This is a genomic window from Limnofasciculus baicalensis BBK-W-15 (assembly GCF_024178385.1).
Taxonomy (GTDB): domain Bacteria; phylum Cyanobacteriota; class Cyanobacteriia; order Cyanobacteriales; family Coleofasciculaceae; genus Limnofasciculus; species Limnofasciculus baicalensis.
Genome location: NZ_JAMZMM010000070.1, coordinates 1 through 20,581 on the forward strand (window position 1 = coordinate 1; position 20,581 = coordinate 20,581).

The window sequence follows — 20,581 nt, forward strand, 5'->3', positions numbered from 1 at the left end:
GGAAAAATCCTGTGAATCCTGTAAATTTCGATCGGTTTATTGTTTTTCAAATCGCAAATAACCACCGATAAGCGTTGCTTAACGGGGACAAAACGATTTTGTATATCACAACTATTGCCAATGGGTACTTAATTTGTTACATTTATTTACATAAGCGAGCGAACAGAAGAAAAAGCGCCATCCCCCTCAAGGCACAATCTGCGGTAGTCTGTGGCTTTAGCCGAGCTATGGTAACGCTAACGCAGTTACTAGCAATAGTCTTCTTCTTCCTTTTATACCAGCAATAAATTATTGGTTCTCCCATATAAAACCTCAGCTTCTTTAAGCTGAGGTCTTTTTTTTCACTATTCCCTATTCTCACAAATGGCAAAAATCAGTTTTATCTAGCAGTAAGAACCTTTTTCCAAAACTTTAATGGATTTAGATCCTATCTGAATCGATCTTTAATTTTCCCAGATTTAATATCACACGTTAAGATCAAATCTTGTATGAAAAGCACCATATTTAAACCAATATTGTTTTAAATCATGATGGGGAGTATGTAAACTAGCTTTAGCGTGATATAGAATGACTTGTCGGTGATTGCCCATCCAAACTTTTTTGAGAGACTCAACGGAAATTAGAGTGCCTCCTAAACTAGAAATACAATCCTCAAAACGTTCAATCGCTGAGTAATCTAATGTCTCAAAAATGAAAAAATTACCTGAACAAATTAGATGCCGACTGCGAATCCATGCTTGTATCTTTTGGCGGGCTACTGGCGGTAACATTAGTCCTTTGTCTTGCAAGAATAAGGAGTTAAGATTCCTTGTATCTGCTTTTGATTTGGGATTTACACCATCCCTAAAGTGATGTGGATCTGTTAAGGTAGATCGGCAGTAGTCAGGATTTTTGCTTGTCGATGCCAGGATTTTTTCCCCAGTTGAAGCCATCGGTTTGTACCAAAAAGTACGTTTATTTAAACTACAATCTAAAATCTAAATTAGCCACTGTAGAAATCTAACTCAATTGGGCCAAGATCTCTACAGTGACCAAGGCTAGAGATTAAACAATCTCAGTGATACTAACAATCTTGGCTCCGGTGCGATTAATCCGCTGAATTTGCGGAGTCATGCGATCGCCAGGAACAATGTAAGTATTGCTACTGCGATGACGGGGACTATCAAAAGCCGCTCCCTGGACAACAATCTTGAACTGCTTGGCGGGTGCTGCATATCCGCCTGGATTTGCACCAGATGCGGGCTTCTGGATTTTATTAGTACTGTTGGTAGCTACAGCATAAACAAGCTGAGAAGCCTTGACAGCGCTGCTAACTTGAGCGGAACCACGATCAACTGAAAAAAGTCGGTTATAGGAAACTTGCTTTTTGCCAATCAAAGTGGTGGCACGATTGTACGGTACTATATTTTCACCAAAGGCATTTTGGTATTCATCGCTATCGATGTAGGAATCAATTTCCGCATCGTAGCCTTCTTCAATACAGCGGACAATATGCTCAGAAATCTCTTTCTGATCGCTAGGAGCGCGACCGAGAAAGTGCATGAAATTTAGCTCAACAAAGCGGTAAGGAGCAGATTTTTCAAAATACCGAGTGCGATAAAACTCAGATTTGCCAACTCCCCGGACAAATTCACGGACAGAAATACTGCGATCGCACAATAGTGATTCTAAACTCACCAATCGCTCGCTATCCATCACATGAGGATTGCCCAAAACCTGCTTATAGACTGCTCGGATTGCAGTCTGAAGCTCATCGATTGAACTATTCGGCCATAGTTCTATGCTTGTAGAACTCATAAAAACGTTTCCTCCATCATTTATGACAATCTTTTTTCACACTCTCCCCATTCCCCACTCCCTACTCCCCATTTACACAGGTGTAATGCTGGCAATAACGCCACCATCTTTGTGAATGCGCTGATAAGTTTCGGAAAGTTGATTAAAGGGAACCAGGTAAACTTGGTTAGAGCGGCGGAATTTAGACACGCGATTAAGGGTTTTTGCCCCATAACCAGTTACTTCAATGCGATAGACTTTTCCATCTTCGCTAGCTTGTACCCCAAACCGACTCCGAGCAACCGTAGATGAATTACGGAAGGTGCTACCTGGTGGAATTACAGCGGTGGGGATACCTTGAATTACCAAGGAATTCAGTTTCGGACTCTTGCCAGCCAAATCCGCTTTTAGGGAACTAGTTGAAGCGCCCCGCACTAATTGGAACATGTGAGTAAACTGTACCATGTTCTTCCCGGTTTGAGTCTTGTAGCCTCGGATGTAAGGGACAATATCTTCCCCAAAGGTGTTTTGATACTCGTCACTGTCAAGATAGGAGTCAATATCTGCCTCAAATCCTTTAGTATCAAGAATCGCACTGTGGGCTTTCATTTCCTCGAAACTGTCGGGGGCACGCCCTAGGAGATGGCGGAAATTCAGTTCGATTGCTCGATAGTGAGGCACATTTTCAGAAAAGCGCGAGCGGTATAAATCAGACTTTGCAGCCTGACGGACAAACTCGCGGATGCTCAGTTGGCCTAGCTTAAATTGGGACTCCTCTACAGTAAGCTGCTCGCTTTCCATCACGTAGGCATTGCCGAACACTTGTCTGTAAACGGCTTTAATTATTGTTTCCTTCTCTTCAGGTGAGAGATTGGGGTGCCAAGTTACTGGCGAGGTTTCGTCAAATAAACTGACACCTAATCGTGAAGCTGGTCCAAATGGCATGTACTGTAATCTCCTGATTAACAACAGAAGTCTAGAATACTACTAAGTTGCGTTCAAAGATAGAACTTGTAGAATGGGCGACAGGATTTGCCGTTGACAGGCGGGATGCCTGTTCTCGGTTTGACTCTGACAGGCAAGATGCCTGTTCTACGTTTGAATTATGCAGCTTGGGTTTTGGTTGAGAGATTAAAGTCCTTCCATGGGATCGGTTTGTCTAATCAAACCAAAACAGACTAGAAGCCAGACTTGTGACTGGCACAAGCCTGATGAATAGATCTTTAAGCTCACCTAACGTATTAGCAAGTGTAGGGAAGATTTTTAAAGAAAATTTGAAGATGGCAGGAGCAGTTGAAATTTTCTTCCAAAACAGGGCTTTGGTCGATTTATGATATAAATAGTAGTAAAAGACAGTAAAACATAGTGTAATTGGGGTGGAGATACCAAACACCCACACCATCTGACAGTCGGGAGGATGGTAGCTCCCGTTTTCTGGCGCGGGGGCATAAATGCGACGGCTCGGTGGAATTTTTTTCAACCTTTAGACTTCAACCTTCATCCTTCATCCTTCAATTCCCAGCCCAAGATTTCAGCAACTAGCTCAACCAAAGTCATTGGATTGAAGGGTTTAGCAATTACGCCAGCAATTCCTAACTCAGCAAAGCGGATTCTATCGGCAGGCTGCACTTTGGCAGTCAATAAAATAACTGGGATGTTTTTGGTAATAGGATGATCCTGAAGTTTGCGGAAGGTTTCCACGCCATCTATCTCTGGCATCGATACATCTAGCAATATGGCATCTGGCGCTTCATCGGTGGCTAGGCGTATTCCTTCACTACCCGATCCCGCTAGAAGTGTTTCCCATTCCCCGACATCTTCCAGGCAACCTTGGATCACTTCTTGAATCGCTTCTTCATCGTCAATGACTAGGACTCGTTTGGTTGCCATTCGCAAAGTAAAACAAACCTTTTAGTGTAATATTGATTTTGTCAGAAAGGGGTGTAGCATGAAAATTTTATTGGTCGAAGATGACTGCCCCACAGCGTCAGCCCTTGCGGATACCCTAGCAACTCATCAGTATGGAGTTGATCTGGCAACCGATGGCGAGATGGGGTTACAACTGGCAGAATCTTTTGAATATGACCTACTTCTACTTGATGTCATGCTTCCTAAACTGGATGGTATCAGTCTGTGCCGTCAACTTCGGGCTGAGGGATATCAGGTACCGATTCTGATGCTGACGGCAAAGGATGCTAGTAGCGATCGCGTATTAGGATTAGAAGCAGGTGCTGATGATTATGTTGTCAAACCATTTGATTGTCCTGAATTAATTGCCCGGATTCGGGCACTCCTGCGTCGGGGGAAAGGGCTGTCATCTTCAGTCATTACGTGGGAAAATGTCTGCTTTGATTCCACCAATAGTGAAGTTACCTGCAATGAGAAACCTCTACACCTAACTCCTAAAGAGTATTGTTTACTAGAGCTATTTTTGCTCAATCCCAAACGCCTTTTCAGTCGCAGTGCTATCCTCTCTCGCTTGTGGGATTTTGCCGAGTCTCCTGGTGAGGAAACAGTAAGCAGTCATATATATAGTTTGCGTCAAAAATTCAAGGCGGCTGGTGCTTCAGATATGATTGAAACTGTCCATGGTTTAGGTTATCGGCTCAAAGCACCATCTATCCTAAAGGAAACAGTAATTTCTACAGCGCATTCTCAACAAAATAAACATGTAATTTCCTCGCGACGGTGGCGTGCGTTGGAAACGGCGAAAAGGGTTGGTAAGAAATTTAAACATCAGTTTTTAGAACAAGTTGAGGTTTTGGAAAAGGCAGCTAACACATTGAATTGTGCAGGCAAACTAACTCCATCTCAACAGCAACAAGCAGAACAAACAGCTCACAAATTAGCTGGATCTTTGGGTATTTTTGGTTTGTGGCAAGGTTCTACTCTGGCAAGAGAGATTGAAGAATTACTGCAAAGTTCGGAAACTTTAGTAGCATCTCAAGTACATTTAATGGCATCTCAGGTTCTATCTCTCCGTCAGGCATTAAATCATAGTTCAGAAACCACATCTCCAGATCCTGAAGGCTATGTTCCTATTCTCTTAATTGTTAATAACAATCTTTTATTGATTGAACAAGTTAAACTAAAAGCGATCTCCTTGGGAATGCAGGTTGAGGTGGTGACAGATATTACTGTGGTTCGGAATGCGAGGGCAGATCTTATTCTCTTTAACTTTGACTTTTCTAAAAATCCTCAAGGAGGATTAACATTATTCACAGAATTGACCGATCTTTTATCCAAAATGCCCGTAGTATTTTTTCCGGGAGAAGATAGTTTAGTACAGCCAGGATTGATGATGCAGATGATCGGTTGTTTGGGGGAGATGCGATCTAACATAAAAGGTTAATTAATAATTATTGTGAGTAAAATTTATAATCATTTATCTAATTTGAATAATAGCAATAAACCGAGCTATAGCACCACTTCCATTCAATCCCACGGTGTCCTCCTGGTGTTAAAAGAACCTCAACTCACTATCCAACAGGTGAGCGGCAATACCTGGAATTTTTTAGGACTACATCCCCAATTTCTATTGAATAAGAGACTCAAAGATATAATTAATGTTAAACAATTTAAGACCATCAAAAATGGTTTAAAAGGTGACTTAGAATACCTGAATCCATTAGATTTGTCGATCCAATGTCGCAATAAAACTCTATGGCTTAATGGTATTATTCATCGTTCAAATCAACTAATTATACTAGAATTAGAGCCGAAAGATATTGATAAAACTTATAATTACTTTGGATTCTATCACTTAATAAAAAATCCGATCGCTCAGATGCAGAAAGCGCGGACTATTGATGAAATATGTCAAGTAATTGTGAGAGAGATTCGGGAAATTACCGGATTCGATCGGGTTGCAATCTATCGGTTAGAGGCTGACGGCTCCGGGGGGATTATTGCTGAAGAGAAAGCAGAAAATTTAACCTCTTTTCTCGGATGGCACTATGCCGCTTCTGATATTTCTGAATCAGCTAAACAACTATCTTTAAATAATTTACTACGATTTATTCCCGATCTTAACTATGAGCCTATCTCTCTAATCCCTGAAATAAATCCGGTGACTCAGCAGCCCCTAGATATGAGCTTTAGTATTTTAAGGAGCGTATCTCCTTTCTATATTGAGTATCTGAAAAATATGGGAGTTGCCGCGACGATGACAGTTTCATTGCTCGGGGGACAAAAACTATGGGGTACAATTGCTTGTTATCATCAAACTCCCAAGTATATTAGTTATCAAATCAGAACAGTTTGTGAGTTTTTGGGACGAGCAATGGCGCTGGAATTGGGAGCCAAAGAAGATCGTCAATATTTGGATTATCAGCTTAAGTTAAAGTCGATTCAGTCTACATTTATTGAGGCTATATCCCAAGCAGATAACCTGTTAGATGTTTTGGTGGTAGATAGCAATCGCCTCTTAGAATTAGTGGGAGCTGAAGGTGCAATCGTATATCTTGATGAGCAGTTAATTTATCTGGGTAAGACTCCTAATAGCCAAGAAATTCAAGACTTGATTGGCTGGATTGGCAGCCAAATTGAACAAGATATTTTTTACACTGATTCCCTTGCTAAACTTTATCCTGCGGCGGAGGTATTTAAAGAAGTTGGTAGTGGTTTGCTAGTTTTATCTATTTCTAAAATTCACAAATATTGTATTTTGTGGTTCCGTCCAGAAATACTAGAAATAGTTAAGTTGAGTGACGATATTAAAGACTCAATTACTGTAAAAACAGAGGATGAATGTAAGGGGTTAACGCCCCATCAATCCTTTGCTAGATGGAAAGAAACGGTACGGCTAACTTCCTTACCTTGGCAGGAATGTGAAATTGAAAGTGCATTGGAGCTTAGAAGTGCAATTGTCGGTATTTTACTGCGGAAAGCAGAAGAATTAATGGAGATTAAAGCACAATTAGAAGTACGGGTAACAGAGAGAACAGCGGAACTTATGGAAGCGAATAATCAACTTCAGTACGAACTTTTACAGCGACAAAAAGCTGAAGTAGCTCTGCGCCAACAAGTGGAAAGAGAAAGGCTGATGGCGACAATTTCTCAACAAATCCGCAAATCCCTTAATTTAAAAGAAATTCTCCATACCTCAGTTAATGAAGTACAAGCATTACTGCAAGCAGATCGCGTTTTAGTATACCGAATCTGGGACAATGGTAGCGGAAGTGCGATCGCAGAAGCAACTGCTCCTGGATGGCTGAGAATTCTTGACATTGTTTTTCCAGAAGAAACTTTCCCAGAAGAGTGTAGATGGCGCTATCTTCAGGGAGGAATTTATGCCTTAACTGACAGAGATAATGGTGAGGTTTTACCTTGTCTGGTTGAGTTTCTCGAACAGATTCAAGTACGAGCAAAACTGGTAGTACCAATTGTTCAGCAAGATATCCTTTGGGGTTTGCTAATTGCTCATCAATGCAGTCAAAGTAGGGAATGGCAATTTTGGGAAATAACTCTACTCCAACAACTCGCAAATCAGATGGCAATTGCCATTCAACAGTCAGAAATATATCAGCAACTTCAGGAAGAATTGAGGGAGCGCAAACAAGCAGAAACGGCTTTGCGAGAAAGTGAAATGAAGTTCCGTTCCCTCAGCGACTGTTCCCATATCGGTATCTTTCTTGTGGATAGTGAGGGAAGATTTACCTATACTAATCCTCGCTGTCAGGCGATTTGTGGTTGTACTTTTACAGAGGCATTGGGAAGAGGTTGGGAACATTTTATTCATCCAGAAGAGCGTCAAGAGTTATTGAGTCGATGGAGAAATGCTGTATCTAATAACGGGGGATTTGTTAGTGAAGCTCGCTATATTCATCTCGAGAGTAAACTTCATTTTTGTCGCGTCCAAACTTCTCCTCTGGTTACTCCTGAAGGGGAATTAATGGGACATGTCGGCACTATTGAAGATATCACAGAAAGTCGTGCGATCGCGCAGATGAAAAATGAATTTATCTCTATTGTCAGTCATGAACTTCGCACCCCTCTTACCGCTATTCACGGCTCATTAGGATTACTCGCCAATGGCGTTTACGATCGCAAACCTCAACGTGGCAAACAGATGTTACAAATTGCTGCAACTCAAACAGAGCGGCTGGTACGCCTAGTTAATGATATCCTCGACTTAGGGCGATTAGAATCTGGGAGGGTTACTTTAATTAAGCAAAGTTATGATGCGGCTGCTTTAATGTTACAAGCCGCCGATGGAATGGGGGGAAATGCAGAACAAAACAACATTAATCTATCAGTAAATCCCCTAAATATTTTGGTTTGGGCAGATCCTGATGCGATTGTCCAAACCCTAACCAATCTTATCAGCAATGCCATCAAATTTTCTGCCCCCGGTAGTACTATTTGGTTAACTGCCGAACTAATACAAAATAATATATCTCAAGAAACAGAAAAGCTAACCGATGAGAGAGAAATTGTTCTCTTTTCTGTTAAAGATAGAGGCAGAGGTATCCCTCCTGATAAACTAGAAACTATTTTCGGACAATTCCAACAAGTAGATGCTTCTGACTCTCGTCAAAAAGGGGGAACAGGTTTGGGATTGGCTATTTGTCGCAGTATTATTCAGCAGCATAGCGGGAAAATTTGGGTGGAAAGTGTTTTGGGTGAAGGTAGTACATTTTACTTTACTTTACCTCTTCCACCTGACCGTTAAGTATGGTTGATTGGAGTCTTCCGACATTCGCGCTCTACACAACCTACATTTTTAGCCACGTCAGTGGGGTGCGTTACGCTTTGAAGGGGGCACTATCCACAAGAGGTTTTTGAAGATTTCGTAAAGATTTTTCATTCTAGCCCGAAAAAAGACACGGATAATTTTCCCTTCGCTAAGGAAAAGTTATCCTAAAGGGGAGTGGGGTTGTTTGTTGTTTGTTGTTCGTTATTCGTTGTTCGTTGAATAACTAATACCACTAATAAGCCCATCACCAATCACCAACCACCAATCACCCCATCACCTAATAACCCAATAACCAATAACCAACAACCAACAACCAACAACTACTTATGAAACTATCAGACAATCGCATTCCAGAAGAGCAAATCCAAGAAGTTTTTAATCTCGCGGCTAGATTATATGCCCAAGAAACCCAAAGCTATTCTGTAGAAGAATTAATCGCCGCTGGCACAGAAGCAAAAATTCCACCAGAGTTTATTCAACAGGCATTCGAGCAGATGCAGTTAGAAAAAATACCAAATCAGCAACCCATGGTTAAAACTAACCGCTCCAAGCCTTTATTGATTGGTTTAGCTATCGCAATTCCTACCCTGGCTGCGCTAGCCGTCGCTGGTTCATTACTATCCAGAAATGCGACAAGTAATGCCGCCATTAATCAACCAGCACAAACAGCAGAAGTGGAACCCGTAACGCCAGTTTCTAACCAAACTCAGGTAGCGAATACTAATGTAGCAGGAAATCCTTTTAAGTGTGAAGGAATCAATCTTGAGGAAAGAAACCTTCGCAATGAAAATTTCATCAATGCTGATTGTCATCAAGGCAAATTAGCTGGTGTCAATTTGAGTGGTGTCAATATGGGAAATGCCAACCTAAGTGGAGCCGATTTGCGGGATGCGAATCTGAGTGGTGCTAATCTGAAAAATACGAACTTAACTGAGGCAGATTTAACTGGGGCAAATTTAAGGGGAACTATCCTAGAAAATGCTAACTTGAGCAAAACCAATTTACAGGATGCTAATCTCAGCAATGCTACATTTAAAGACACTAATTTTGCTGAAGCAGACTTAGAAGGAGCAAAAATAGATATCGTGGGTGCTAAGAAAAATCGGACTAATTTTAGTAACTCAACTCTACCCGATGGTACACGTCATCCTTAGAATAAAGTTACTGTTCTTTAGTCAATAATTAACCAAAAGAAGAATGTAAATAATTCTGAAGATTAAACTTCAAACGGCGCTTTTCTTTTACCAAAACCTTCTCTTTTGCTAAATCCGGATCTTCACTAAATTGACAAGCCTGTTGTAATGGTGCGTTAGCAAAGCATAACGCACCCTACTGGCGCTTCACTAAATTGAGAACCCTGTTGTAATGGTGCGTTAGCAAAGCATAACGCACCCTACAGATAGAGGCTTTGCGAACCTCTATCCTCTCACCTCTAATCTCTCTCCTTGATTAAGGAGACTATTTTTCTGCCCGTAGCTGAAGTAAATCACTAAACCAATTAACAGCCATGCAAATAACTGTAACCAGGTATTGACGGGAAAAATTAGCATTTGCAACCCACAAGTTAACGCCCCTAAAATCGGGACAAAAGGAACAAATGGAGTTTTAAAAGGTCTAACTAAATCTGGTTGAGTGCGGCGCAATATCAAAACAGATATGGAAATAATAAAAAATGCCAGCAAAGCATCGAATGAAGCCAACTCTCCCAAGAGATTAATAGGAAACAATCCGGCGAGAATTGCCGCAATCATACCAGAAACAATCGTGGCTAAGTAAGGAGTTTTGAATTCGGGGTGAATTTGGGCAAATTGGGGTGGTAATAAGCCATCATAGGCAATGGCGTAAAAAATTCTCGAATTTGCCATTATCGTTACTAAAATCACCGAACTTAAACCTGCAATCGCACCTATTTTAACGACAAATTTTAACCAGCTCAATCCTGCTCCTAGGGCATCCACTCCAATGGCAATGGGGTCCGGTACGTTGAGTTGTTGATAGGGCACAATTCCTACTAATACCAATGCCACACTAATATAAAGTATAGTAGAAACTACCAAGGAAGCTATCAGCGCAATTGGCATATCTTTTTCGGGATTTTTCGCTTCTTGAGCCGCAGCAGTTATCCCGTCAAAGCCAATATAGGCGAAAAAGATTGCTCCTGAACCCCGCCAAATTCCACTCAGACCAAATACTCCGAATTCTCCAGTATTTTCTGGGATAAATGGTAGCCAGTTTTCTTGCTTGATGTAAGCTATTCCCACAAAAATAAATAGTAAAATTACTCCTAGTTTAACCGCAACAATGAGATTGTTAACTCCGACTGACTTCCGCATCCCGACTGCTAGAAATAGCGTCATCAGTGCTATAATAAACATTGCTGGTACATTAAAATTAGCGGATAATAAATATTCGGGAATCGTAATGCCAATATCTTTGAGAAAGCTGGTCATATATCCTGACCAACCAACAGCTACCGTCGCTACCATCAAAGCATATTCCAACAACAAAACCCAGCCAATCATCCATGCAAAAATTTCCCCCAGAGTGGCATAGGCATAAGTGTAGGTACTCCCAGCAATGGGAATAATGGAAGCGAATTCGGCATAACATAATCCGACAAACCCACAGGATATAGCAGCTATAACAAATGATAACGCGATCGCAGGTCCAGTATAATTAGCCGCCACCTGCCCCGTCAGGACAAAAATACCTGCACCAATGATCGTACCAATACCAAGCGCCGTGAGATTAAATACATTAAGAGATCTCTCTAATCCTTGAGAAGTTGAATCCTCTGCTTGTTGCAATAAACTAGCCACTGATTTTTTGGCAAACAATCCAGTTTTCATTGATTAAAATGAGTCCAAGAGGAGATAAAAGCTATGAGTTGTCAGAGTAAAATCGTAATCCGTAGAACAGGTGTCTCGCCTGTTGAGTAAGATCAAAAATGATCCTACATAATTGTATCAGCGATCGTTCTTTTTAAGTAAAACCCAAGAGAATATCTCTGTAAGTCTTAATCCATGCTAGGTACAAGGTCAACATTAAGGAGAGTTGCCAAAACGATTAAGTCAGGAGAGGGGGAGGAGGCTGGAAAGAAACAACCAAACAGGGAACTGAATCAGCGGGAGAATACCAAGAAGAGATAAAGCAGGGAACAGAAACTGTAAACCCTGAACCCACTAACCTGATAGCACAAAAAGGCAAGTCAAAGGCACAAGAAGCCGACTCAGAAAAGGCAGAAGCCTCAGCAAAAGAGGGGAATAAGACAGAGCAAACCCAGAGAGAGAATGAGCGGGTAGAAGGGCGAATAGAGAGGAAAGACGCACCCGCAGCAGCAGCAAGGCGAGCAATCTCACCAGGTATAGGAGCAGGACAACAAGGAGGGGAAGCTCCTACAGTATCAGCAACAGGAGGAGCAGAGCAAATACCGGAGATAGGGGAAAAATCGAGCGGAAAAGAATCGAGAGGCAAAGACATGAACTAAACCTAACTCAAATATGTTAGATCGTCAACTACAGATTGTATGATAGATATTATTCTCTCTAGACTGAATTCTCGATCAGAATTTGGTGATATTTTGTTACAATTTTAACTAAATCTCCATCTCCTAAGTCGATCGCGCAAAACCAGAAACAGCACTACCTATGTATTTTCCCCTTTGGCCAGGTCAAGCTTACCCCCTCGGATCATCCTGGGATGGTAAAGGTACAAATTTTGCCCTATTCAGCGAACATGCTACAGGTGTAGAACTATGCTTATTTGATGAAGAAGATCGAGAAACGCGCCTACTTTTTACAGAAGTAGATAATTTTATTTGGCATGGTTATATACCAGGAATCGGACCGGGACAACGCTATGGATTCCGCGTCTATGGTCCTTATGCGCCGAATGCAGGTCATCGTTTTAACCCCAATAAATTACTCATAGATCCATATACTAAAGCTCTAGATGGCGATATCCGTCACGGTGCAGAACTATTCGGATATAATTTGCAAGATACCATTCGAGATCTTTCGTTTTGCGATGCTGATGATGCCCATCTTGTCCCTAAATCTGTAGTGATTGACGATAGTTTCGATTGGGATGATGACGAGTTACTCCACATTCCCTTCCACGAAACAATTATTCGGGAAACTCATGTGCGGGGATTTACTAAGTTACACCCAGATATCCTACCCGAATTGCGAGGAACTTATGCAGGAATGGCACATCCAGCCGCCATTGCCTATCTGCAATCTTTGGGTATTACTGCGGTAGAATTACTACCAGTACATCAATTTCTGTCTTGTCCAGGACATTTAGTAGATAAAGGACTAAAAAATTACTGGGGTTACGATTCGATTAATTATTTTACCCCCCACTGGGACTATAGTTCCGACAAAACATTGGGAGGTGCGGTGCGGGAATTTAAGCAAATGGTTAAGGCGTTACACGCGGCGGGAATTGAAGTAATTTTGGATGTGGTTTATAACCATACCGGAGAAGGGAATCATTTCGGTCCCACTTTATCTTTACGGGGTATAGATAACGCCACTTATTACCGTTTAGTAGAAGAAAATCCTCGTTACTATAGAGATTATACTGGATGCGGTAATTCCCTCAACGTGCCTCACCCCCAGGTTTTAAAATTAATTATGGATAGCTTGCGCTATTGGATTTTGGCAATGCACGTTGATGGATTTCGCTTTGACTTAGCTTCAGTATTGGCACGAGAATCCCATGCAGTTGATAATTTAGCCGCATTTTTCGATATTATTCACCAAGATCCAGTAATTGCTGAAGTTAAATTAATTGCCGAACCTTGGGATGTGGGAGAAGGCGGCTATCAAGTGGGAAACTTTCCCCTTTTATGGTCAGAATGGAATGGTAAATATCGAGATACAGTACGAGATTTCTGGCGAGGTGAAGATAGAACTTTAGCCGAATTTGCCTATCGTTTTACCGGGAGTTCCGATTTATATAAATCCAATGGTAGAAGTCCGAATGCTAGTATTAATTTTGTCACAGCCCATGATGGATTTAGCCTTGCTGATTTGGTTAGTTATAACCAGAAACATAATCAAGCGAATGGGGAAGAAAATAGGGACGGTGATAGCCACAATCGTTCCTGGAATTGTGGTGTAGAAGGGGAAACAGATGACCCCAATGTATTGGCATTGCGGGATAAACAAAGGCGAAATTTCTTAGCAACCCTAATCCTTTCCCAAGGTGTACCCATGCTAGTCGGTGGAGATGAATTAGGCAAATCTCACAATGGGAATAATAATCCCTACTGCCAGGATAACGAACTCACCTGGTTAAATTGGGACTTAAAAAGCCAAAATTCTCAGTTATTTAGTTTTGCCCGTGAACTAATCTTTTTCCGCCGCCAACACCACACATTTCGCCGGAGGAGATGGTTTCAAGGGCGTGAGATTCATGGCTCAGGAGTTAAGGATATTGGTTGGTTTAATCCCGATGGAGGAGAGATGACAGCAGCCCAATGGCAGGATGGATTTGCCAAGGCGATCGCAATTTTCTTAAATGGGGAAGAAATTACCACACCTGGACCAAAAGGCGAACGGATTATTGATGATAGTTTTATCTTGTTTTTTAACGCCCATTATGAACCAATTGAGTTTATCTTACCCCTTAATTTACAAGAATTTCGCTGGCAAACTATCCTTGACACAACTGAAGCACTTTTTGTCAAAAATGGGCTGATTTATATTGGCAATAAGCCTGTTTGTGTGAGGGAGCGATCGTTGATTATGTTGCAGCGGGTGGGATAAATAAAATTGCTTAGATCGAGGAGAAAATATTGGAGCGGGTTTAAGGAATAATTTTGATCTAAAAAGGATTATCTTTCTCCAAAACCCGCTATCTCACCCCATCGCCACCTTACTTCCTCTTTTCTCCGCCTTCGTGCCTTACTGTCTTAGTGGTTAAATAAATAATTCATTATTCTTCCATAATATTGTAAAATCGTAGCAGAGGCGGATCGCCTGTCTCTCAATGAAACAGACCTAAACAATCAATATATCATGAAAATTGGTACTGACTACCTAGGTGATGGTCAATGTAAATTTACAGTTTGGTCGCCTCTTTGCGATCGCGTCGCTGTTCACATTATCTCACCAACAGAGCGTCTGATTGAATTAGAACGCGATCGATGGGGATATTGGCATGGACAAGGATCGGAAATTGAACCCGGTACGCTCTATTTTTACCAGTTAGATGGTACAACAGATCGAGCAGATCCGGCATCCCACTCTCAACCTGAAGGCGTACATAAAGCTTCTCAAGTAGTAGATCATAACTTTATCTGGAACGATCGTACTTGGTCTGGCATTCCTCTGGCAGAAATGATTATCTACGAGTTACATGTCGGTACATTTACCCCAGAGGGAACATTTGAAGCGATTATTTCTAAATTACCGGATTTGCTGGATTTAGGAGTAAATACTATTGAAATTATGCCGATTGCCCAATTCCCAGGAGAACGAAATTGGGGGTATGATGGCACTTATCTTTTTGCCCCGCAGCATTCCTATGGGGGGGCAAATGGATTAAAAAAATTAGTTAATGCTTGTCATGAAGTGGGGATGTCGGTAATTCTAGATGTAGTATACAACCATTTAGGACCGGAAGGTAATTATTTGTGGAGTTATGGTAAATATTTTACCGATAAATATCAAACACCTTGGGGTAGTGCTGTTAATTTTGATGGGCCATATAGTAATGAGGTGCGAAATTTCTTTATTGAGAATACACTCTATTGGTTAGACTTGTATCATATTGATGGCTTGCGGCTGGATGCGGTTCATGCTATTTATGATATGAGTGCAAAACCATTTTTACAGGAGTTAGCGGAACGGGTTAGTATATTTTCCCAAGAAACAGGTCGCGATCGCTATATAATTGCCGAAAGTGACTTGAATGATGTGCGAGTAATTCGATCCAGAGAACAAGGTGGATTTGGTCACGATTCTCAGTGGTGCGATGATTTTCATCACTCACTTCATACATTACTCACAGGAGAAATATCTGGCTACTATAGTGATTATGGCCAAATCGATGATTTAGAAAAATCCTTCCGGGAAGCCTTCGTTTATACCGGAGAATATTCTCAGCACCGCCAGCGGAATCATGGCAATTCTACTAATAATTTTACATCTCAACAATTTGTAGTATTTAGCCAAAATCACGACCAAATTGGCAACCGCTTGGCTGGGGAACGGTTATCTACTTTAATTGATTTTGAAGGATTGAAGCTTGCCGCTGGTACCGTCTTGCTTTCTCCTTATATTCCCCTCCTATTTATGGGAGAAGAATACGGGGAAGAAGCGCCATTTCTCTATTTCGTCAGTCATGGCGACTCTAACCTAATTGAATCAGTACGGAATGGCAGGGCAGAAGAATTTAAAGCCTTTGGTTGGGACAAAGAGATCCCAGACCCCCAGAGTACCGACGTATTTCTCCAGTCTAAGCTAAATTGGGGACTGGCGGGTCAAGGGAAACATCAAGTTTTGCGATCGCTCTACAAATTGTTAATTAAGATACGGAAAGAATCTCCTGAATTCGCTAAAATAGAGATCCCGCGTTTAGCGGTATCCAAATTGGACGACAAAAAAGTGCTTTGGCACTATCGCACGGTTGAGTCAAGTCATCTAGTGTGTATTATGAATTTTGAAAAACAATCGGTAACATTTGCACCTCAACTTCCCCAAGTTAACTGGGAACAGGTTTTAGATTCATCTGGCGAAGAATGGATGGGAGGAGGTTCCGCTTTGCCAAAGGAGCTACAATCGGGAGATACGATAACAATGAACCCCTTAAGTTTTGCATTATATAGGAGTAACTAGGGAATAGAAACTGGGGGATATGGACTAGTACAACAAAACAAAATTTTTTTAACCAATTTTTTCCTGCCCCCATCTTCTCTATAGCCGTTAATTACTGATTTATTTCTCCTCTCTGACTAAGCTTTTCTGCACATTAATAGGACATTAATCAAATATAAATCTGGAGTTTTTTTATCCAATCCAAACTTCCATCCTACCTAAAGACGCGAACAGAAAAAATGAAAAAAAACAGTTAAGCCAAAAACCAATAACCAACAACCAATAACCAATAACCAATAACCAATAACCAATAAAACCATGAGAATCCCCGCAGCAACCTACCGAATTCAATTCAATCCAGCCTTTGACTTCAATGCCACAAAACTCATCGTCCCCTATTTAGTTGAATTAGGAATTTCAGATCTCTACGCTTCTCCCATCTTTCAGGCGAGAAATGGCAGTACCCATGGCTATGATGTTGTAGATCCCAATCAAATTAATCTAGAATTGGGAGGAAGTAATAAATTTGAAGAATTGAGCCAAGCAATCCAGAAGCACAATCTGGGATTCCTTCAAGATATCGTACCAAATCACATGGCATTTAACCGTCAAAACCATGTGTTGATGGATGTTTTAGAAAATGGATCTAATTCTCAGTACAAAGATTACTTTGATATTAATTGGGAACATCGCTATGAAGATATTCGCGGACGAGTTTTAGCACCATTTTTAGGTAAGTTTTGCGGTGATTGTCTAGAAAGTGGGGAACTGCAACTTCAGTACGAACAACAAGGACTGACGATTAACTACTACGACCTCAAATTTCCCATCCGCATTGAATCATACACTAATGTATTATCCTATAACTTAGGGCAACTGCGCCATAAATTAGGCAGAAATCACCCCTCATTTGTCAAACTCCTTGGGGTACTCTACGCACTAAAATATATCCCATCTGGCGAAGAAGGGATGGAAAGGTACGACCAAATTGCCTTTATCAAAGGAATGTTGTGGGAACTCTGGACAGAAAATCCAGACGTGAAAGACTTTATTGCAGAAAACATTTGTATCTTTAACGGTACTCCTGGTAAGCCAGAAAGTTTTAATTTATTAGAAAACTTACTATCGGAGCAGTTTTTTCGGCTATCTTATTGGAAAGTAGGGAATGAAGAACTAAACTACAGGCGATTTTTTACCGTGAACGATCTCATCTCAGTACGAATGGAAGATGAGGGAGTCTTTAATCTGAACCATGCCTTAATATTCCAACTAATTAAAGAGCAAAAAATCACAGGATTGCGCATCGATCATATCGACGGATTATTTGACCCCTTTCAGTATTTGCAAAGACTGCGGGAAAAGGACAATGATATATATATTGTCGTAGAGAAAATACTGGAACAGCATGAAGAATTACCGATAAACTGGGCAGTTCAAGGGACAACAGGTTATGACTTTCTCACTCATGTTAATGGTGTATTTTGTCAACAATCTACCCAGGATAAGTTTGATATTGTCTACAAAAGATTTCTGGGAATGCCCCTGTCTTACCAGGAATTAATCGATGAGAAAAAACGGCTAATTATTAGCAAGCATTTGATGGGTGATATCGATAATCTGGCTAACTTACTCAAGCGCTTTTCCATGCGATATCGATACGCTAGCGATTTTACCAGCTATGCTTTGAAAGGCGCATTGGTGGAAATTATGGCAGTATTTCCCATTTATCGAACTTATGTGAATCAGGATGGCATGAGTCGCTCGGACAGGGAATGTATCAAGGAAGTAATTGCTAAAGCAAAAGAAAATACACCAATTTTCTTGAACGAATTATTCTTTATTGAAAAGTTCCTCTTGCTGGAATTTGACGAGCATTTTACTGACGAAGAAAAAGATCAGTGGCGTTACTTCGTGATGCGACTCCAACAGTTTACTGGTCCCTTGATGGCGAAGGGAGTTGAAGATACAGGAATGTATGTTTACAATCGCCTCCTCTCCCTGAATGAAGTGGGTTCTAATCCCGATAAATTTGGTATTTCTATCGAGGAATTCCATACTTTTAACCAACACCGTGTCGCCTATTGGCCCCATGGAATGAATGCTACCGCCACTCACGATACAAAACGCGGTGAAGATGTGAGGGCAAGATTAAATGTCCTTTCAGAAATTCCTGGTGAATGGGATAGTAATCTGAAAAAGTGGCAGGAAATTAATGGTGGGTATAAAGAGTGTATTGACGATTTAAACGTCCCTGATGCCAATGATGAATACTTTTTCTACCAAACCATAATTGGTTCATTTCCCTTTGATGAAAGCGAGTATCCCACTTTTGTAGAAAGAGTAGAACAATATATTATCAAAGCCATCCGAGAAGCAAAAGTTCACACCGCTTGGCTAAAACCAGATACCAATTACGAAGATGCCTTCATTAAATTTGCCAGTAGCGTTATGAAAAAATCCAATAAAAATGGATTCTTGTCAGCGTTTCGCCCCTTCCAGCAAAAAGTCCAATTCTACGGTATCTTTAACTCTCTCTCCCAAACCTTACTAAAAATTATCTCTCCTGGCGTTCCCGATATTTACCAAGGTACAGAATTGTGGGATTTGAGTTTAGTAGATCCCGATAATCGTCGCCCCGTTGATTTTGATAAACGGATTGGTATCATCAAAGATATCAAAAAGCGAAACGCAAAAGATTCATTAAGCTTAATTGATGAACTACTGAAAACAAAAGAAGATGGTCGAATTAAGCTGTTTTTAACCTACCGCGCCTTGCAAACTCGTCAAAAGTATTTGGAATTATTTCAACGAGGAGATTATCAAAAATTAGCAGTGATGGGGAGCTTGAAAGAACATATAGTGGCGTTTGCCAGAAATTGGGGAGATACAATGGCGATCGCAATTATCCCACGGTTTCTCACTTCCTTAATTAAACCAGGAGAATATCCCTTCGGCGAACAAGTTTGGCATGAAACCCGTATTGCTTTACCACCTGGTGCTTCATCGGTTTGGTACGATGCAATTACTGGGGACAAGATTCTTGTAGAAGATACAATCTGGATTCGAGATGTACTTAAACATTTCCCAGTTGCTTTACTGATTAATCAGCTTTAGCTATTTGTAGGGTTCGTTATGTAACGCACTCTACATTTATTGAGAATGGTGCTTTACTGATTAATCAGTCTTAGCTATTTATAGGGTGCGTTATGTAACGCACCCTACTAGCTATAAATTGCTGCTTCCAAACGCCCAGCCAGATCAATAATATCCTCTTTTCTGGCAAGTAGATTAATCCATTCTGTTGGAATATTTGCCACACCATAGTAAATTCCCGCTAAACCGCCAGTAATCGCTGCTGTCGTATCCGTATCTCCACCTAAGTTAACTGCTTTTAGCACAGCTTCTGAATATGACGTGCTATTTAAAAAGCACCAAATAGCTGCCTCTAAGCTATCAATGACATAGCCACCGGATTTAATTTCCTCCACTGGCAATTGATGAATTTCACCGCTAAATACTCGACTAAATCGATGGATTTCTGAACTGTATGGAAGCTGATTATAAATATCTCTAACCGCTTCAATCCCCTGAAGATAGGCAGTAGTTGGCTCATCCCCCTGTAATAAATTAATGGCAATACTAATATAAATACCACAAGCCATTTGACAGCGAGGATTACGGTGAGTAATAGAAGAAACTTGATGTACTCTCTCAATTAATTCAGAAAAATTTAAAGATTTATGATAGTAAGCTAAAGGCAGAATCCGCATCAGAGAACCATTAGCATTATTCCATTCATCAGCACCTCCAGCCATTACAGGTGAAACTCCGGCAAGGAGGTTTTCGATAGCATCACAAGTTGTCCCACCAATATCAAATACTTTGCCGTGAGGAGTCCAATAAGCTTTATTATACCAACGACAAAAAGATTGAGCAATTGTATCCAGAGAAAACTCACTACAAAGACTTTCAGCTAAACAAAATGTCAGAGAACTATCATCGGACCAAGTACCAGGAGGTTGGTTATAAGTGCCGTAACCTTCCATGGAAATTACTGGCGATTTTGTCCGTTTATCTCTGCTAGTAAATTCTACAGGTACACCTAGGGCATCTCCTACACAGACACCCAATAATCCTGCTAAAGTTTTGGAGTTGGTTTGTGTCATTATTAGAACCTCCCGATGATGCTAATTATTATAGCCCAACCCCTCCCCTGAAAGGAGAGGGGAGGAAGATTTGATACTCCTCCTCCCCTACCCATGAGAAGGGAGCAACATTTGAT

General features: G+C 41.0%; 13 protein-coding genes. 6 read left to right on the forward strand and 7 right to left on the reverse strand.

Annotated features, from left to right (window positions below; genetic code table 11):
- Positions 1-464 precede the first annotated feature (464 nt).
- The 4 genes from NJ959_RS09455 to NJ959_RS09470 all read right to left on the reverse strand — a co-directional run bounded on the left by NJ959_RS09455 (position 465) and on the right by NJ959_RS09470 (position 3,666).
- Positions 465-770, reverse strand: a complete 306-nt coding sequence (locus NJ959_RS09455; RefSeq protein WP_373693634.1) for a CpeR family transcriptional regulator — start codon at positions 768-770, stop codon at positions 465-467.
- A gap of 274 nt (positions 771-1,044) precedes the next feature.
- On the reverse strand, positions 1,045-1,797 hold the full coding sequence (locus tag NJ959_RS09460) for a phycobilisome rod-core linker polypeptide (protein ID WP_254011507.1): 753 nt from the start codon (positions 1,795-1,797) through the stop codon (positions 1,045-1,047).
- A gap of 72 nt (positions 1,798-1,869) precedes the next feature.
- Entirely contained in the window at positions 1,870-2,721 is an 852-nt protein-coding gene (locus tag NJ959_RS09465) for a phycobilisome linker polypeptide (protein ID WP_254011508.1), read from the reverse strand.
- Between the two features lie 552 nt (positions 2,722-3,273).
- Positions 3,274-3,666, reverse strand: a complete 393-nt coding sequence (locus NJ959_RS09470) for a response regulator (protein ID WP_254011509.1) — start codon at positions 3,664-3,666, stop codon at positions 3,274-3,276.
- Positions 3,667-3,724: 58 nt separating this feature from the next.
- Here NJ959_RS09470 and NJ959_RS09475 point away from each other — a divergent pair, with 58 nt between their 5' ends.
- The 3 genes from NJ959_RS09475 to NJ959_RS09485 all read left to right on the forward strand — a co-directional run bounded on the left by NJ959_RS09475 (position 3,725) and on the right by NJ959_RS09485 (position 9,627).
- Positions 3,725-5,128: a response regulator gene (locus NJ959_RS09475; RefSeq protein ID WP_254011510.1), complete on the forward strand. Its 1,404-nt coding sequence runs from the start codon at positions 3,725-3,727 to the stop codon at positions 5,126-5,128.
- Between the two features lie 12 nt (positions 5,129-5,140).
- Positions 5,141-8,449: a GAF domain-containing protein gene (locus NJ959_RS09480; protein WP_254011511.1), complete on the forward strand. Its 3,309-nt coding sequence runs from the start codon at positions 5,141-5,143 to the stop codon at positions 8,447-8,449.
- Positions 8,450-8,799: 350 nt separating this feature from the next.
- Positions 8,800-9,627, forward strand: a complete 828-nt coding sequence (locus NJ959_RS09485; protein WP_254011512.1) for a pentapeptide repeat-containing protein — start codon at positions 8,800-8,802, stop codon at positions 9,625-9,627.
- A 264-nt stretch (positions 9,628-9,891) separates the two neighbouring features.
- Here the strand turns inward: NJ959_RS09485 and NJ959_RS09490 are convergent, their stop codons facing one another.
- Both NJ959_RS09490 and NJ959_RS09495 read right to left on the reverse strand, forming a co-directional pair.
- Positions 9,892-11,322 (reverse strand): amino acid permease, encoded by a 1,431-nt coding sequence (locus tag NJ959_RS09490; protein WP_254011513.1) that lies wholly within the window; start codon positions 11,320-11,322, stop codon positions 9,892-9,894.
- 217 nt (positions 11,323-11,539) lie between these two features.
- Entirely contained in the window at positions 11,540-11,953 is a 414-nt protein-coding gene (locus tag NJ959_RS09495; RefSeq protein ID WP_254011514.1) for a hypothetical protein, read from the reverse strand.
- 167 nt (positions 11,954-12,120) lie between these two features.
- On the opposite strand from NJ959_RS09495, the gene glgX reads away from it, so the two are divergent.
- The 3 genes from glgX to treY all read left to right on the forward strand — a co-directional run bounded on the left by glgX (position 12,121) and on the right by treY (position 19,413).
- Entirely contained in the window at positions 12,121-14,247 is a 2,127-nt protein-coding gene (gene glgX / locus NJ959_RS09500; RefSeq protein WP_254011515.1) for a glycogen debranching protein GlgX, read from the forward strand.
- A 252-nt stretch (positions 14,248-14,499) separates the two neighbouring features.
- The gene (treZ, locus tag NJ959_RS09505) at positions 14,500-16,320 is read left to right on the forward strand and encodes a malto-oligosyltrehalose trehalohydrolase (RefSeq protein ID WP_254011516.1); all 1,821 of its coding nucleotides are present in this window, start codon (positions 14,500-14,502) and stop codon (positions 16,318-16,320) included.
- A 297-nt stretch (positions 16,321-16,617) separates the two neighbouring features.
- Entirely contained in the window at positions 16,618-19,413 is a 2,796-nt protein-coding gene (treY, locus tag NJ959_RS09510; protein WP_254011517.1) for a malto-oligosyltrehalose synthase, read from the forward strand.
- Between the two features lie 107 nt (positions 19,414-19,520).
- Here the strand turns inward: treY and NJ959_RS09515 are convergent, their stop codons facing one another.
- On the reverse strand, positions 19,521-20,465 hold the full coding sequence (locus NJ959_RS09515; RefSeq protein WP_254011518.1) for an ADP-ribosylglycohydrolase family protein: 945 nt from the start codon (positions 20,463-20,465) through the stop codon (positions 19,521-19,523).
- Between the last annotated feature and the right edge of the window lie 116 nt (positions 20,466-20,581).

Bases quoted from the DNA above. Each gene is read 5' to 3' on its own strand.
- NJ959_RS09455 (WP_373693634.1), bottom strand. From the start codon at position 770: ATGTTACCGCCAGTAGCCCGCCAAAAGATACAAGCATGGATTCGCAGT.
- NJ959_RS09460 (WP_254011507.1), bottom strand. From the start codon at position 1,797: ATGAGTTCTACAAGCATAGAACTATGGCCGAATAGTTCAATCGATGAG.
- NJ959_RS09465 (WP_254011508.1), bottom strand. From the start codon at position 2,721: ATGCCATTTGGACCAGCTTCACGATTAGGTGTCAGTTTATTTGACGAA.
- NJ959_RS09470 (WP_254011509.1), bottom strand. From the start codon at position 3,666: ATGGCAACCAAACGAGTCCTAGTCATTGACGATGAAGAAGCGATTCAA.
- NJ959_RS09475 (WP_254011510.1), top strand. From the start codon at position 3,725: ATGAAAATTTTATTGGTCGAAGATGACTGCCCCACAGCGTCAGCCCTT.
- NJ959_RS09485 (WP_254011512.1), top strand. From the start codon at position 8,800: ATGAAACTATCAGACAATCGCATTCCAGAAGAGCAAATCCAAGAAGTT.
- NJ959_RS09490 (WP_254011513.1), bottom strand. From the start codon at position 11,322: ATGAAAACTGGATTGTTTGCCAAAAAATCAGTGGCTAGTTTATTGCAA.
- NJ959_RS09495 (WP_254011514.1), bottom strand. From the start codon at position 11,953: ATGTCTTTGCCTCTCGATTCTTTTCCGCTCGATTTTTCCCCTATCTCC.
- glgX (WP_254011515.1), top strand. From the start codon at position 12,121: ATGTATTTTCCCCTTTGGCCAGGTCAAGCTTACCCCCTCGGATCATCC.
- treZ (WP_254011516.1), top strand. From the start codon at position 14,500: ATGAAAATTGGTACTGACTACCTAGGTGATGGTCAATGTAAATTTACA.
- treY (WP_254011517.1), top strand. From the start codon at position 16,618: ATGAGAATCCCCGCAGCAACCTACCGAATTCAATTCAATCCAGCCTTT.
- NJ959_RS09515 (WP_254011518.1), bottom strand. From the start codon at position 20,465: ATGACACAAACCAACTCCAAAACTTTAGCAGGATTATTGGGTGTCTGT.